14 protein-coding genes are annotated in these 16,455 nt (G+C 35.5%); 6 read left to right on the forward strand and 8 right to left on the reverse strand.

The annotated features are described in order from the left end of the window. Positions 1-3 precede the first annotated feature (3 nt). Positions 4-1,092: an eCIS core domain-containing protein gene (locus tag CDH51_RS18785; protein ID WP_100630102.1), complete on the forward strand. Its 1,089-nt coding sequence runs from the start codon at positions 4-6 to the stop codon at positions 1,090-1,092. Positions 1,093-1,266: 174 nt separating this feature from the next. On the opposite strand, the gene CDH51_RS18790 is transcribed toward CDH51_RS18785, so the two are convergent. Further along, complete coding sequence (locus CDH51_RS18790; protein ID WP_100630104.1) at positions 1,267-1,467, reverse strand: hypothetical protein; 201 nt, start codon at positions 1,465-1,467, stop codon at positions 1,267-1,269. Positions 1,468-1,757: 290 nt separating this feature from the next. On the opposite strand from CDH51_RS18790, the gene CDH51_RS18795 reads away from it, so the two are divergent. Both CDH51_RS18795 and CDH51_RS18800 read left to right on the forward strand, forming a co-directional pair. Beyond that, positions 1,758-2,093, forward strand: a complete 336-nt coding sequence (locus tag CDH51_RS18795) for a helix-hairpin-helix domain-containing protein (RefSeq protein ID WP_198514355.1) — start codon at positions 1,758-1,760, stop codon at positions 2,091-2,093. A 534-nt stretch (positions 2,094-2,627) separates the two neighbouring features. Next, positions 2,628-4,226, forward strand: coding sequence for a hypothetical protein (locus CDH51_RS18800; RefSeq protein WP_100630106.1), 1,599 nt, complete (start codon positions 2,628-2,630; stop codon positions 4,224-4,226). 93 nt (positions 4,227-4,319) lie between these two features. Here the strand turns inward: CDH51_RS18800 and CDH51_RS18805 are convergent, their stop codons facing one another. The 6 genes from CDH51_RS18805 to CDH51_RS18830 form a co-directional block, all read right to left on the reverse strand. Beyond that, the gene (locus CDH51_RS18805) at positions 4,320-5,096 is read right to left on the reverse strand and encodes a hypothetical protein (RefSeq protein WP_100630108.1); all 777 of its coding nucleotides are present in this window, start codon (positions 5,094-5,096) and stop codon (positions 4,320-4,322) included. Between the two features lie 86 nt (positions 5,097-5,182). After that, positions 5,183-7,600: an EcoAI/FtnUII family type I restriction enzme subunit R gene (gene hsdR / locus CDH51_RS18810; RefSeq protein ID WP_100630110.1), complete on the reverse strand. Its 2,418-nt coding sequence runs from the start codon at positions 7,598-7,600 to the stop codon at positions 5,183-5,185. Next, the gene (locus CDH51_RS18815) at positions 7,597-9,696 is read right to left on the reverse strand and encodes an ATP-binding protein (RefSeq protein ID WP_100630112.1); all 2,100 of its coding nucleotides are present in this window, start codon (positions 9,694-9,696) and stop codon (positions 7,597-7,599) included. Before CDH51_RS18815 ends, hsdR begins: the two co-directional genes overlap by 4 nt. Then, positions 9,693-10,880 (reverse strand): restriction endonuclease subunit S, encoded by a 1,188-nt coding sequence (locus CDH51_RS18820; RefSeq protein WP_100630114.1) that lies wholly within the window; start codon positions 10,878-10,880, stop codon positions 9,693-9,695. The genes CDH51_RS18815 and CDH51_RS18820 overlap by 4 nt, the downstream gene beginning before the upstream one ends. Then, entirely contained in the window at positions 10,877-12,331 is a 1,455-nt protein-coding gene (locus CDH51_RS18825; protein ID WP_100630115.1) for a class I SAM-dependent DNA methyltransferase, read from the reverse strand. Before CDH51_RS18825 ends, CDH51_RS18820 begins: the two co-directional genes overlap by 4 nt. A gap of 6 nt (positions 12,332-12,337) precedes the next feature. After that, a complete protein-coding gene (locus tag CDH51_RS18830; protein ID WP_100630117.1) occupies positions 12,338-13,000 on the reverse strand; it encodes a hypothetical protein in 663 nt (220 codons plus the stop codon). A gap of 506 nt (positions 13,001-13,506) precedes the next feature. On the opposite strand from CDH51_RS18830, the gene CDH51_RS18835 reads away from it, so the two are divergent. The 3 genes from CDH51_RS18835 to CDH51_RS18850 all read left to right on the forward strand — a co-directional run bounded on the left by CDH51_RS18835 (position 13,507) and on the right by CDH51_RS18850 (position 16,349). Then, positions 13,507-14,661, forward strand: coding sequence for an exonuclease domain-containing protein (locus CDH51_RS18835; protein ID WP_100630119.1), 1,155 nt, complete (start codon positions 13,507-13,509; stop codon positions 14,659-14,661). Between the two features lie 373 nt (positions 14,662-15,034). After that, positions 15,035-15,781, forward strand: a complete 747-nt coding sequence (locus CDH51_RS18845) for a hypothetical protein (protein WP_100630122.1) — start codon at positions 15,035-15,037, stop codon at positions 15,779-15,781. Between the two features lie 178 nt (positions 15,782-15,959). Next, entirely contained in the window at positions 15,960-16,349 is a 390-nt protein-coding gene (locus tag CDH51_RS18850) for a hypothetical protein (RefSeq protein WP_100630123.1), read from the forward strand. On the opposite strand, the gene CDH51_RS20470 is transcribed toward CDH51_RS18850, so the two are convergent. Next, entirely contained in the window at positions 16,350-16,448 is a 99-nt protein-coding gene (locus CDH51_RS20470) for a hypothetical protein (protein ID WP_394335579.1), read from the reverse strand. Between the last annotated feature and the right edge of the window lie 7 nt (positions 16,449-16,455).

Below are 16,455 nucleotides of genomic sequence, written 5' to 3' on the forward strand. Positions count from 1 at the left end.
TTTATGCATATACATTCTGAGAAAAATGGAAAAGTAAATGAAACTCCAAGTCCGCAGGTAAATGCAAAGTCCCAAGTCCGCCCAAAATCACCATTCCAGTTTGTTGACAACCGGCCCGAGGCTATAGCTCAAAGGGAATTAAAAGAGTTGGCGAACAACAGTAAAGGTTTCCAGTCAGAGCAAGCTGCTCAATTTCAGAGCCTGGCTGGAAACAAATCTTCTCAGGTACCTTCCTTACAGCGAAAAGCGAACAAAACCGGCTTGCCTGATGATCTCAAATCCGGGATTGAAAACCTTTCTGGCTATTCCTTGGATGATGTGAAAGTCCATTATAATTCGGATCAACCTTCGCAACTCCAGGCACATGCCTTTGCTCAGGGTACGGATATCCACTTAGCTTCAGGTCAGGAGAAGAATTTGCCACATGAAGCATGGCATGTGGTGCAGCAGAAGCAGGGAAGGGTGAAGCCTACTTTGCAGATGAAAGGTGGGGATGCTATTAATGATGACCATGTTTTGGAAAGAGAAGCTGATTTAATGGGGCAGAAGGCACAACAAACTCCCGATAATAATCATGATTCAGGGCTAGTAGAAAATCAGAATTTGACTCATCTATCAATACAAAAGAAGCCAATTATTCAGCTAGTGCTTTCTGGAGAGGAACTAATCGACTTTTACAATGAAAAATTGTATCAAGGAAAAACACTAGCTGATATTTTAGATGAGAATGATTATATGGAGGAAGATGAGAAAGAACAACTAGGGACTTATTTCTACAATAGAGATAAGGATTTAGAAAAGTCAATAAGAGTAGCAGAAGCGTTAAAATCAATTGATAAGTCTACTAGAATGTCAAGGTGGGATTATGATGGAAAAACCTATCATTTGAATTTTACAACTGAGACCCATCATGTTACTGAAGAAGGAAATCCAAAGAAACATTATTTCTTTGAGGGAACGGGTGAAGACATCCAACCCAAGCAATGTTCTCCTGAGGAGAGAGGTAGAAATAGTAAAGAAAGTAAATTTACATTTTCGAGTTTACCGGAGGAAGTTCAAGATTTTATAAAGACCCAATGGTACAAACTATAGCCCTGTATCGTTATCAGGATGAATCATCTTGAAGATGAATCGTGCATACTTTATTAAAAACTGGAAAGTGAATCTAGCCTTCAAATTATCTAAGACAGGAGTAATCAAATCAAATTTGAGTAAATTATTGGACTTGGCTAAAGGAAAGCTTGACTACGGTAAACTTTTCAAAGTTTAACTAGTATGACAAGCAGGGCTGCAATACTTGCATCCATTTGACTGTTTGAAAGTTCTTTTTGCTTCGGCCACTGCAGTGTTGCAGTTACCGTGCCAACCTAGGGATTTGTAAAACTGGGGGAAATAAGGACATCCTTCTTTGTGTACCTCATGATCTCCGTTGGATTGTGCTTGGCTGTTGACGACGAAAACAGGCATCTTAAATAATTTTTGTGGTTAAAGATTCAATTTCAATATCGTTATATTCTTAAGGAAAGGCATTATGGTTTAGATCCCGCTGACAATAATTGTCAGGATTTCTACTCACTAAGGAGAATAGGGCTGATGTTGATTTACTTAGGGGGTGGTTTGTCTTTGGATAGAGAGGATTAATTTCCATTCATTTAGATTTTTCTCAAAATTTGGTTTCCATATGTACTATTCTTGTGAATAGTATTTGACTTGTATACCTTCCATATGTCAAACAGGCTAAATAATATTTTCGGATCATGAAAAGTAGGGCCAATATCAAGCTAGAGCTTTCAAAAGAAGAGAAAGAAAGCATGAGGAAGAACAAAGTCAAGCTTTCGGAAATTTTGGACTTTTCCGCTGATGAGATTGAAATTTTATTAAATGTTTCTGAGTCAAGAGCTAGGGAAATCCATGCTTTAGCCGATTTCCAACAAGTACCCTCTATCGGGATTAATTTTGCCAAAGACTTGATATCAATGGGTTTTTACAGCATCGATGACTTGCTAGGTAAGGATGGTGCTGAATTAACCGATCTACATGAAAAACATATTGGTTATAAAACTGATCCCTGTGTGGAAGACCAATTTCGCTAAAACCAAGGATTACTCCAAGAACTGGTGGGACTTTACGTCAGAGCGAAAGAAATTTAGAGCGGAATTTGGATACCCAAAAGATAGACCTGAAAAGAATTGGACTGAAATACTGTAAATGCAAGGCTAGTAAAGGGAGAACATGAATAGATCATTACAGTTAAAGCGACTTTTTTATCCCCTTAGGATAATGCTTTAAAAGCAAGGTTATCTACCTGCCATGGTCCGCTTGGAGCCCTAGCTCCTCCCAACCCTTACTTGGGAGCGACTAGGGAGATGATAGGGAGCCAAGTGGGATGATAGTGGGAGGAAGTATAGCTTATCCCCAGCTTATTTATAGGGTTATTTGGGTGAGACTTACCAAATGCTATATGGCTTCCTACAGCTTCAATCAAAAATGAAATGATAAGAGTAGAACTTCAAAAATTGCCTTTTCATTTCAAATATTTCACCAAATTAGATTGGGAAAAAGAAATTACCTACTGTAAGAATTTGTAAACTAGACCTTTGTAGCCTTTTTTTAAAGAAATTATTAGTATGGCAAATCGTTTTTTTAAGCGAATCGAAGATGAATTCGGAGCCTTGTTGGGATATGAGTATGACAATAGTGTCAACTGGAACATTTTTGTTTTATTAGACGACAAGTACGTTAACTTGGACTTGAGTAAGCCTATTTTTTTTACCGCCATAGAATTTGACAAAAGTAAATTTGGCGCGATCTTCAGAAGAAAAGAAGATACTCAAGCTGTTGAAAAGCCCAATATAATTTTTAATGATTGTCGGTTTAGAATTCAGGAGGCGGTATCTTTCAAGAATTTTATGGTAGAATTCAGAAATTGCAAATCTTCAACCAATAACTTTTCATTTGGAAATTGCTCTGATTCAACGATACAAATCACTAATCAGACTTCTTTTGGTTCCATCTTAATAAAAGACTGTACTGACATTGAGTTGCATCTTAAGGGTTTGTCTTTGAGGGGTTTAAAGCTTAGAAATGTAAAAAAAATAGATTTTAAAGCTGAAAAACTCACCGAACCAGGAATCATGGTTAGTGAATGTGTTTTCAAGGATTTTTCAATTTATAGCTCTAAAATTAAAAATCTCCAGTTTGAGAATTCTGAAGCAGGATTTTTAACGCTAAGCGCTGTTTCTGGAGGAGAATTGAGTTTGTTTGGTAAGCATAAGGTTAGGTTAGGGGAAAAGAGAGTCTTTGAATATGGATACCTGAATATTCTGAGTTGTAATTTTTCAAATCTGCATCTTAACGGAACTGATGAGGATTTGCTCATTAAGAGCATAGAGATTAAAGATACTTCAAATTTTACTCTCGCTTCCCTAGAAATCAATTCTCTAACCATTATAGGTACTAGTCTTTCCAATGTTCTGGTCTTTTCATGTATCATTAGAAACTTGCGTTTCCTTTATTTCAAAGTAAAAGAAAACGTAGACTTTAACTTGGGCGAATATGGTGAAGGTGGGTTGATCCTTGACAATGCTATTTTAGAGGGTGTCGAAACAAATCCAAGCTTCTTGCACCATTTTAAAAGTATTGAGTTCAAAAATTCATCTATAATGGGGCTGGTTGCTCCCTCATTTAAATTGGTTGAGCCGGAAACGATAAGGAGGATGAGGGGTGATTTTGAAGACAAAATTGATTTCTGCAGGGAAATGAATGCATTAATGATCGGGCAGAACAATAAGCATTATGCCACAATTTACAGGGCTTTGGAATTGGAGTTTAGAGCTAAAGTCAAGGACTCATCCTTAAATTGGTTTGATAAAGTTGTGCTTAACCTTAATTATTGGTCTAATGCACATGGGACAATGCCTCAGAAAGCTTTCTTTTGGATTTTGTTCCTAATTGTTTTAATGTTCGGAATTATCAACCTTGATTTGGCTCTACAGACTGGTCTTGCTTATGAAGCTGGTCTAGACTTCCTTCACCAAAATTATTCTTACTTCATTAAACCATTTACTTTCTTATCAGACATAGAAGAGGGGTATAGGCCGTTAAACAGTGAGAACATGAATGCTAAGTTTCATCCTGTTACCAAAGGTTTTGACTTCTTGTTCAAAATCTTATATGCGTATTTGTTGTATCAGTTTGTAGCTGCTTTTAGGAAGTTTAATAAGTAGTTATTTTTTCTTGAAGGGCAGTGCTAGATTGAGTATTTAAAGAGTTTTAAAATTGGTTGTAACCTCAGCTGTAGAAATTAAGCTTGTTAGAATTCAAGGTTTATACAATTTCAATAATATTTTTTCTCCAATTAAACCAGAGACTTTAATGGCTGGATTTTCACTAGAGATTGTAATTCCAAAATTGTTATTTATTATACGTATTAATTTTTCTATTGGCATGGATGATTTTCTCGCTAATTCTCCTAGTCTAAAGTGATTTTTAGGTGTTTTTCCTATGACTTTAAAATTTGATAAATTATTATTTTCATCTATATTCAAACATTCAATCTCTACCTTACTTTTTTCTATTTCTTTTAGGTTAAATATTGAGTTTAAAAGAAAAATCTCATCTATTTCCGCAAAACACAATATTTGCTCCCTAGTTATCAAATTACTAAAGGTTAGTAATTTATAATTATTTAGAATAGTTTCCCATTTTTCAAGGAGGGAAATGTTTTCAATTTTAACTAAGCTATTAAAGTGATTTTTCTTTACCTTAGGGTCTAGATTAAAATTATTGTAAAATTTTACTTTTACTGAATTCATTTTGATTTGATCCATACAAGGATGTTTTGTCCAGGGAGGGCCCAATTCATCAAAGTATGCACACCCTCCATTTTCACTTTTAAAAAAGAAGACTTTTTTATTACAAATTGGGCAAAGGGCATTTGGGTTTGTGTAAGAGATTGGGTTAGACTTTTCAAACTTAAATTTTGAGACACTTAATATTGAGTAAGAATCATTTAAATTTAATGTTTTTTTTCCTTTATGTCCTTCTCCTCCCCATCCACATGTACAGTCAGGACTATGATTCCAAGCATTACACATAATTTCAATTTTTATATTTTACCATAATTTGTTTTAGCCCTTGTGGTTTAATTTATAACTATCAATTTCTTAATTCATTTATTTTTTCATGCCACTACATCTTGATACAAATACTTCTGAAAATCAATAAAAAGGTTTCTTGCCTCCAAGACCCCGCCTAGTATTTCTGCACCGCTGAAAATGTCTCCATATTTATTTTCTAGGATAGTGTTGAGTTTGGAGTCGTCTAATTCTTCAATTCCAGATTCTCGATACTTGTCTAGGACAAATTCAATAAAGTCTTTTTGATTTTCATTCAAAAGGGGAACAATGGATTTTTTGGCAGCTACGGATCGTTCTTCTCGTGTTTTTGCAATAAAATCACCATTGAAAACATATTCTAATACATCAAAAAGATCACTTTTATCCAAGTCTACCAATTTCTGTAAGGTTAATAAATCACTTTGCGGAAAGCCTGCCTCTTCCAATTTCTGCAAAAGAGTTCGCCTTGTGACTGGATTACTCCAAATTGCTCTCAATTCCTCCTCATCTTTGAAAAGCTTGGGGAGTTCTCCGAATAACTCGGTCATAAACTCCTCGCCAGAAATGGGCTTTCCTTCTGCACTCCAAAAGGAAGTGGACATCATGTGCTGAATAGTCCTTTCTTTTCCTTTACCTAATTTGACTTTGACCTTTTTTGGTCTTTTTTGGCAAATACAAGGAGACTCACCGCAAACCAAACAAGGTGATGGAGGCTCCTTTATGCAAACACAATCAATTTGTCCGCAATCTTTGCATGGAACTGGAGGAGGAGGGTGGCCAATTATTTCTTCGGGTTCCGCTGGTTCACCATCCCACTCTGGATCAGAAAAATGTTGATAGGCATTTACGTAATCATAAATCGTAAAGAAGTCTTTTCCGTCATAAACGCGCGTTCCTCTACCTACAATTTGCTTGAATTCAATCATGGAATTGACAGGTCGGAGCAAGACGATATTCCTTACATTCCGAGCATCAACTCCAGTTGAAAGCTTCTGGGAAGTAGTGAGGATGGTTGGGATGGTTTTTTCATTGTCCTGGAATTCCCGAAGCTGCTGCTCTCCGCTTTCCCCATCATTTGCTGTGACCCGAACGCAATAAAAAGGATCTTTGGATTGAGCTTCTTGATTGATCAAATCTCGAATAAGGGCTGCATGGGCTTGATTGGCACAAAAGACGATGGCTTTCTCTTTTTGATTGCAGTCTGATAGAAAGATCTGAACTCGTTTTCGCTCTCTTTCTACTATCTCAATGGTTCGGTTAAAATCCTTTTCCTCGTAGCGCTTGCCTTCTTCAATTTCTCCTTCTTCAATCTCATCATCTGAGGTATAGGTGTAATCATCCAAGGTCGTTTGAATTCGCTTGACTTTGAATGGTGTCAAAAAACCATCATTGATGCCCTCTTTGAGTGAATAGGAATAAACTGGCTCCCCGAAATAGCGATAGGTATCTACATTGTCTTTTCTCTTGGGAGTAGCTGTCAAGCCCAATTGCACTGCTGGAGAAAAGTATTCCAAAATCCCTCTCCAATTACTTTCATCTTGTGCTCCACCTCGATGACACTCATCGATAATGATCAAGTCAAAATAGTCTGCTGGATATTCTCCGAAATAGGGGGTAGGTTTTCCATCTTCATCTTTACCAGACATAAAAGTTTGGAAGATTGTAAAGAACAAACTCCCATTGGTAGGTACTTTCCCTGTTTTCTTTATCGAATCTGGTTTGATCCTTACAAGTGCATCTTCAGGGAATGCTGAAAAAGAGTTGAATGCCTGGTTGGCTAATATATTTCTATCTGCTAGGAATAAAATTCTTGGCCTACGAGAAGCCTGATCAGGATGCTTATTTCGATCATTAAGATTCCATCGGGTTTGAAATAGCTTCCATGCAATTTGAAATGAAATGGCTGTTTTTCCGGTACCTGTGGCAAGCGTCAAAAGCACTCGATCATTTTGATTTGAAATAGCTTCTAAGGTTTTTGCAATGGCTAATTCTTGGTAGTACCGGAGTTCCCAAGTTCCGGACTTGTCTTCAAAGGGAACAGCAGCGAAAGTTTCTCGCCATTCTTCTTTAAAAGTTTCTTGATTTTCGATTTTTTTAATTGGAAAAGTCTTTTCCCAAAGTTGATCAGGACTTAAAAAATCATCTACCATACCTTCCAATCCTGTCTCCATACAGATTTGGTAGATTTCTTTGCCATTGGTGGAGTAGGTAGTGGCTAGCTTCAGCTTGGCGGCATAGTCCTTAGCCTGCATGACTCCTTCACCTACTTCCAGATTGGCGCTCTTAGCCTCAACCACCGCCAACTTCGTTCCTCGGTAAACGAGAATATAATCGGCAATCTGCCGCTTGCCTCTACCACCAACCTGAATCTTTCCAGCCGTGATTTTATATTCTCGAAGCACTTTGGAGCCTTCTACCACTCCCCAGCCTGCTTCTTTTAGCTTGGGATCTATCAGGTCGGCACGGGTTTCGGATTCGTTCATTTTAGTTTATCAATAAAAATTTTATTTCTCTGTTGTGCTCTTTTAAGTAATGTCGAATATTTTATTACTTCAGTGTAAATAGCACCATTTGATCTGCCATCAAAGCCGATCACATTTTCAGCTGGTCTGTATAAATAATCAAATTGATATGAATATTCATACCTACTTACAGAGCCTAAAACATCCCTAGGTTCAATGCTTTCACCTAGGAGGTAACCGTAAAAGGTTGTTATTTGAAATTGATCAATTGTATAATTTCGAATTAAGTTTGCATATCTATCTATTTGCGTCAGATGATCAGAAGCATTCACATGAGGCGCCTTGAATTCAATAATTATACATTTTCCTTCCTCTGGAAAAAGTAAAACATCAGGCCTTTTAATTTTTCGATTTTCTCCTAGCGAAGTTAAATAGCGTTCTTCTTCTTCTGAAAATTTATTCTTAAATACCCTTACTCCGTCAATTTCAAGCTTGCTTAATTGCTTCTCTGAACTTCCTTTGAAATAAATGAAATCCTCATTAATTATCCATAAGTCGCTTTTATCTGTTTCGTTAGATCCCTTTTGAAATATAAGATTGTGTATAAGTGCCTCATCGTAATTTTCTTTTTGTTGTTGTACATGAAGCTTTCTTTTCAATATTTTATCGAGTAAATCAAGTACTAATTTTCGTCTTGCTACATAATGGGTTAAGGTTTTTTTATTCTGCATTGGAATTGCATAAACAATTCGATCAATTTCTTTTTCTAATTCTTCTTCATAATTAGGGTTACGGGTATCGAGTTTATCCAAATTGTCAATGGATTCTTTTATTGAAGCGTCAATTGAAGCTTCTTTCTTGGCTTCAGCTTCATAAAATTTCTTTAGAATTTCAGATTCGCTATCATTGATAGATATATTAATACTTTTTGCTGTTTCCTCATCTAGCAAAAACATATTTTTTAATCTTGATAAATCTTGTTGATGTTTTTGAGTAACTTCATTGATTTCAGGATACATCGAATTAATAGATGTATTCACTTCCTCTTTAATTTCCTCTAAAAAAATTTCTTTGTCGGAAGCAAATAAGTCTCTTTCAAAAGAATTTCTGGTTGGGATATTTAATACTCCTCTTAAATTCGTATCTCTTGAATCGATATAGTTACTTGATACTAAAAAGAGATATTTGTTTCCTTTTATGGTGTCCGTATTTGCAAGAATATCCAGTGATACTTCGGATTCTTCAATTACCTCACCTTTGGAAACCAATTTTAGTCTATTTTCTTTAAGTTTATCTTTTGGTATTTTATAAGCATCGATCATAAATTCTTCAGATTCATTAGTTTTCTCAATTCCAAGATCAGTTTTCCTTGAATAAAAAAGTGGAATTGTCTTCGTCTTGTCAATACTTGGTAAATCAAATGAAGTGATATGACTTTCACTTTCTTTATTAGAATGGATATAAAATTCAATATTTATTTCAGGGATATTATTTTTATTATAGCAAAAATAATGAATATATCGTTCTAATAATTTTTCTTTTAAAGTAGCATCATTTAAGCTATTATACACATCGCTATTTTCAATTAAGTCATTAAAAGTAATAGTTGTTTCTGATTCGATTGCTTCAACTTTTTTGCATTCTTTATGATAAACAATGGAATTATGCTTTAGAAAGTCTTCTGCTTTTGAAACATAAAACACCCGTTTATAAAAAATACCCTCAAATTCATAAACACTTTCTATTTCAGTTTTATCAAAATAGTGAGCGTATTGAATTCTTCCTGAACCAAGATTTTTATAATTTTTTCTTACATCTCTAAAAATATTAAATCTTTCAAACTGATCGTCTTTAAATCCTATTCCATTATCTATAATTGAAACCTTTTTGAAATAATGGGTTTCCTCAATTGCTCCCTCGACAACGTAAATTCTTATTAAAATTTTCCCTTTATGATCTTTATCTTCTTTTTGCTTGTCTCTAATTGCTTCAAGGGAGTTTGTAAATGCTTCAAATATTGGTTGCAATGCGGTTTTAGATTTTGGTACATCTTTTCTCAATATTTCAGGCCAATACAAACCATTTCTTACTATGAATTCTCTATTCTTAAAATTCATACCACAACCTCCTTCCCAGTCAACTCCCCAATAAACGCCCGCTGCAAAATACTCTTCTTCAATTCCTCTAAATCCTCAATCTTCTTCTGATACACCGCTTCCAGCTTTTGCGTTTCGGCTCGAAGGGTATCTAATTTTCTGACAATGGTTTGCTGTTCTTTAAAATTGGTAACCGGTATTTTAAGATTTCTCAAACCTTTGTAATAAATACCTACAACGCTTGTTGTGCCACTTTTTAGTTTCTGTAATCTTTCTTTAACCAACTTTGAAGAAAAAGCATAGTTGATAAATCTTGATGAAATTCCTTTATTAAATACAACTCTCATTATGTTGTTGTTGAATAAGGTTGGTTCATCATCAATTGGAGTGAATACACAAGTTTTTCCAACCAAATCATAGCTATTTCTCGTGTTAAACAAGAAGTCTCCATCGTTTAAAGCAAACTTCTCTAATTCAATCTTGCTTGCATCAACATAAACATATTTATTATGGACTAAATTGTTATCGGAAGTAATTGAGTCCATTTTTAGGTAGCGATATGGTTTATCATTTCCTTGCTCTTTCGTACTTTTAATAAGACCTATTTGATTTTCTCGTATTAATTCTTCAAATCTTTTCTCTTCCCATCCATCCCCTTTCTTCTCAAACACCCCCTGTAAATAGCTTTCATAAAGTTCTCTGGCGTTTTTGAGGTTTTGTTCGGCATTGGCTTTTGCCTTATCTATGGTGACAAAGCACTCGTCTAAAATGGAAACAATGCGTTGTTGTTCGGGGAGGGGGGGAAGTGGGATTTTATAATTACTAATCATTGGAACAGTCAATTGAGGAATAGACGTTCCGCTATGTTTAAAATCAATTGTCTTTATAGCATAATTCAAATAGTCCAAACCTAATTTTGAACTATCCTTTGGTGTTACGACAATTAATCTTACTACTGGAAAGAATGGCTCTAATCTTTTTACCGAATATCCAATTGTTCCACGAGCTGAAACCGTAATGCTTGGTTTCACTACTTTGGCAATATTTGTATAACCATAAAGCCCATCATTTTTCTCTCCATTTGCATAAATCGGAATTTGGTAAGACTCACTTTTAGTTTTGGAAAGGTTGTCTTTTGGAACATCACCACCTGCTGATAATTCACATACTTCCCCCAACTTCTTTATTTCCCAACCCTGCTTCATATCAATTCCAAAATTGAGTTTAAGATATCTGAGCTTTCCTCGTCCAAGGCTTTCATTTCTTTTAGGATAGCTTGAGGAGATCGAAGGGCGGCTTCTTCTTTTTTGTTGGGGTTTTTGACACTTAAATCAAAAGTGATTTGGTCCACGTCTTTCATGTCGACCGTCCAAGAGTTTTCACTATCGGCAAAGGACTTTTGCAGTTCAACAAATTCCACTAGATCGTTTTCATTCAATGGATTGGTCTTGCCCAGGTTACGATCAAGGTTGAGTTGGTAGAACCATACCTTTTGGGTTGGCTTTCCTTTCTCGAAGAATAGTACCACCGTTTTGACACCAGCTCCAGTGAAGGTTCCTCCTGGTAAGTCTAAGACAGTATGCAGGTTGCAGTTTTCCAGCAATTGGCGACGCAGGGCGACGGTGGCATTGTCGGTATTGCTTAGGAAGGTGTTTTTGATCACGATTCCGGCTCGTCCTCCAGCCCGAAGGATTTTGACAAAGTGCTGTAGGAAAAGTGAAGCCGTTTCTCCGGTTTTAATTGGGAAGTTTTGTTGTACTTCGGCTCGTTCCTTTCCACCAAAGGGAGGATTGGCTAAGACTACATCGTAGCGGTCTTTTTCTTGGATATCTGCCAAGTTTTCGGCCAAGGTATTCGTGTGGATGATATTGGGAGCTTCTACTCCATGTAGAATCATATTCATGATCCCAATGATGTAGGCAAGGGATTTCTTTTCCTTACCGTAAAAGGTTCGCTTTTGAAGGATTTCGGATTCGGCAGTGCTCAGTGACTTACTTTTGCGCATAAATTCAAAAGCTTCACAGAGGAAGCCTGCCGAACCTGCGGCAGCGTCATAGACTGTTTCTCCAATTTGAGGATTGACTACCTTAATGATGGTCGTGATCAGAGGGCGAGGGGTGTAGTATTCTCCTCCATTTCGGCCGGCATTACCCATATTTTTGATTTTTCCCTCATAGAGATGAGACATCTCATGCTTCTCGTCATAGGTTCGAAAGCGAAGGGAATCGATTAGATTGATCACTTCCCGAAGGTTGTATCCGCTTTGAATCCGGTTTTTGAGTTCGCTGAAGATCTCCCCGATTTTATATTCGATGGTATCGGCGCTAAGGGCAGATTTTTTGAAGCTCCGGAGATAAGGCCAGAGTTTGTTATTGACAAAGTCGTTTAGATCATCCCCGGTTTGGGCTTGGTGATGATCTAGTTCTCCAGAGGGAAGCTTCGGGGCTGCCCAAGTACTCCAATGAAATTCTGAATTGATGATAGGTGAAAAGCTCTTACCAGTGAGTAGAGCGGCAGTTTCTCGATTTTTTTCTAAATCATCAAGGTATTTTAAAAACAAGATCCAGGATGTCTGCTCCACATAATCAAGCTCCGAACCGCATCCTGCGTCCTTGTGGAGAATATCATCTACGTTTTTAAAGGTTTGTTCGAACATGGGTATTTAAGGTGTTGGAAATACTACTGATTTTACAATTGTTGGAATTGATTTTCCTATTATATCGAATAATTTGGTCTTTGCTTCTTTCCCATAATTCTTCCATTTGGCTTTTTTAAAAACTTCTTCAGCTTTGGTTGACCCAATTCCAATAGAAATTTCATGTGCCGCTTTTTTCAATAATTTTTCGAGAGTTGAAATAGAAAAGGAAACTCTTTCCGAATTGAAAGAATAATCTGTAGATCCAAGTCTCATTTTCTTTATGTTTCCCTCTAAAAATCTTAATAGATATGGGTTTTCAATAGTAAGGATGACTTTAGCACTCCCAGAAAATTCTAGATAACCATCTGTAATTAATTCTAAAAATGAAACCCAAGAATTCCATTCATCTTTCTCATCATCGGAATCATATCTTATACCTACTTCCAATCTTAGATTTTTAATTTTCCTTTCTGATATTTTCAATAAAGTACTCCAATCAAAATTTGAAAGTGCTAATTCCTTTTCTCTTTCAAATTTCTGAAGCAAATGGAAGAGAAAAATATCTGTTTCAGATTTCGAAACTGATCCCAAACCTCTATCCAGGAAATGGTCTAAGAACTCATTTAAAAACTCTTTTTCCTTGGACCGAATTATCTTCTCGATTGTTTCTTTTTGTTTCTTATTCATAAAAGTGCAAATAGAAAGCTCAGTAAAGATATTAGTTTGAGTCAAAACTAAAAATACATTGAGTTAAAAGAAGGTAATGCCTTTATTCCAACTCCCCTAAATCCACCAGAACCACCTTACGAACCCTGGCCTTGATCATCGTAATCCCATAGATAATATCCCTGCTGGCCATGGTGAGCTTTCAATGCGTCACGATAAAAAACGGGCTCTTCTCGCTAAACCTCTGAGCTTTCTGGTTGAACCTGTCAATGTAGGTATTGTCCGGCTAAAAATGATTGATAACCATTCATTCAAAGCATTGAAAATCTATAGCCTAACTGATTTGTTTTTTAATTAACCTTAAAAATTACCCACTTTATGGTATTTTTTTGATTAATTATTTTCCTTTATTGCGACTAATAAGTTTTAGTTGATCTTTTAGAAAGACAAGATTCCCTAATTAAGTATCATGGGTAATTCTAGGGAAGGCGATTCCTGAGAGATTTAAATTCTTTAAATAGATTATCATGAACTGGCTTAAAAACCTTTTTGGAACTAAAGACAAAATTAATATAACCGTGGATGGTGTAAATCCGCAAACTGAAAATGAATTTCGATTTTTTAAATTTGTAGAGACTGAACCGGTATTCTTTCTCCAAAAATGGTTTGACCAATCTAAGCGCTTAGGTCACGAGTTTAAACCCCAATACGAACGTGCCATTCAAGAAAAACTAAGAACAGGAGAATTTAGAAACCCCCATAAGTTTCCGGAATATTTTAATTCTGAATTTGATTTCATCGCGATAGATTTTGAAACAGCCAATAATAATAGAATCAGTGCCTGTGCAATCGGTTTGGCATTTGTTAAAAACGACACTTTTGTTCACAAAGATAAATTTTTTATTTCACCGCCTGAAGCCGAAGTAATTCTTCAATCGCATTACCAAATTCATGGGATTAGTAAAGAGGACCTTGAGTTCGCACTCGACTTCAAAGACTTGTGGGAAATTGAATTTTCTAAATATTTCAATTCCAGCTTGATTGTGTTTCACAATGCAAGTATGGATCTGAGCATTTTAAAAAATTTGTTTCTACATTATAAAATCGAAGACTTTAATATTAGATACTTGGACACAATGAGGCTTGCGGAAAAATCCGGAAAGCCTAGAAAGCTTACGGATCTAGCGGATGAGTTTGAAATCAACATTAAAAACCATCATGATCCTCTTGATGATGCTGTGGTTTGTGCCCATGTTTTTAATGAACTCATTGAACTTTATCCTAATTATTTTCAATTGATTCAAAATTTAAATCCCGACTCACTTATAAAAAAGGAGATTAGGAGCCATCAGAAAATCAGCTTGGAGATTAAAAATGAGAATATTGATATTATTAAGGACTATTTAATATCAAAAAATGAATTAGAAGACTTGAAAATTGAAGGGGCAGCCTTTCTTTTTACCGGGGAACTAACTCAAGATAGGGATGAAGGCAAAGAGTTCATTCTTAATAATGGAGGACTTATTAAACAAACTATTTCAAGCAAAGTCGATTACGTCGTCTTGGGTGAGGGGTATGGATGGTCAAAAATTCAAAAAATTAAGGAATTGAATGAATTCAAAAATTGTAAAATCAAGATTTTATCCAATTCTGATTTCAAGAAATTGGAGAGTAGATATTGAGAATAATCACTTCAATTGGCATGGTTAAATGATTTATCGGGAATTTGTATTTCAACTATATCATTTCAGGATAATTGAAATTGGGAGATTCTTCATTATTCACCTATTCTCACTTAAAATTACCCACTTTATGGTATTTTTTTCTTTGAATAATTCACTTTCTTGCAAATGGAGCCTTTTGGGGAAAGTCCCTTATGATACTGAAGCTGATTTTCAAATGCATTTGAGTATAGACCGGATGTAGGGAATATAGGGATTACAAGGCTGATTTATCCAAAATTCTCCAATAATTAAGTGCTTTCAGGGTCAGGTTTTTAGGTAAGAAAAAATACATATCATTGAGGATGTTAATTAGTTGGGCTCAATGTAAAATATGACAGAATCGCTGATTTCAAGAATTGAACAACATGTTCGTGATCTAATCAATGAATTAGCAAACACGATCAATGGAGACTTTCTTCCCTCTGTAAAAGACAGTCTCAAATTCGAGCATGAATCAGACTGGATGACAATTTGTAGTGTGCTTGATATTATCGGAGACACTGAATTAGCCAAGAGTAACTTCCGAGAATTTAAAATTGAAGGACCAACAAAAATTCAAAATTATGGAGAACGATACTTAAGGCTTTATGGGATATTAAATGCTGTATACCTTCAACACAGTGCAATAAAATCATTTCTTGAAGTTATAAAATTTCCAGGTAAGACCAGCGCTTTAAAGGAATTCAACCAACTAAAAATTCTTGAGCTTCGAAATAAAGCTGGGGCGCACACTGTTGACTATTTGGAAAATAGAGGAGAAAAAAAACCTAAGAAAAACCCATTACAAATATCACGGGGACTTAGAGACGATAGTAAAATTGTAATTTTAGATTCAAAGAATATCTATCATGAATATGACCTAATTACTTTACTTGACGACTTCGATGATACCGTTGAAAATCTGCTTCTTAAGGGATCCATTAAGTTCATTTCAACGGTTTTTAAAAATAATGAGAAGAATAGAAATCGCTACTTAGATAGATTGAACAGGTATCAGCAAGCACGAAAAACTGGAATTCTTATGGGGAATGGGTTTGATGATGAGCCTTTATTTGTTGACTTAAGAAAAAAACACTAAGCCTATCAAAATCTAAGAAAGATAGGGAGACATGTATTGAAAGTAAGCTTAAACCTACTTAGTTTAGTTCGTCAGGGGTAATCGGGAATGCACTTCGAAATCCCCACATTTCTTATGTAGAACTTTAGCCAAAATTAAAAAATAGATGTCTTCGAATTAGAACTTCCGAAGAATTAAGATGGAAGAAACAATAACAATATTTTCTAACAGAGAATTAGCAGCAGGTCTTTGGATTATCATCGGACTATTCTTTCTTCTAATCTACAAACCGACAAGAACTTCCATAGATCATTTTATTCGAGCATTTTTTCAGCTAAAAATAATAATCATGATTATCCTGGCCATTGGCTATTCGGCATCAATAATTTGGTTACTTCGTTTCTTAGGTTTTTGGAACATAGAATTACTAAAAGATTCAGTATACTGGTTTATAGGATCTGGTTTTGTAATGCTGATGAACTTGAACGACGTATCTAAAGAACCGCAGTTCTTCAAGAATATTATTAAGGACAATTTCAGGCTAATTATTGTTCTCGAGTTTGCTCTTTCCGCTAAAAAGTTGGACTAGTTAAGCAGCGATTTTAAAGTTATAAAATTCATTTGGTGTTTTCATTTCTAAAGCGGAATGTGGTGCATATGTATTGTATTCATTCATCCATTTCTGTATTTGATTG

The sequence above is a fragment of the Algoriphagus formosus genome (assembly GCF_002807035.1).
GTDB lineage: Bacteria > Bacteroidota > Bacteroidia > Cytophagales > Cyclobacteriaceae > Algoriphagus > Algoriphagus formosus.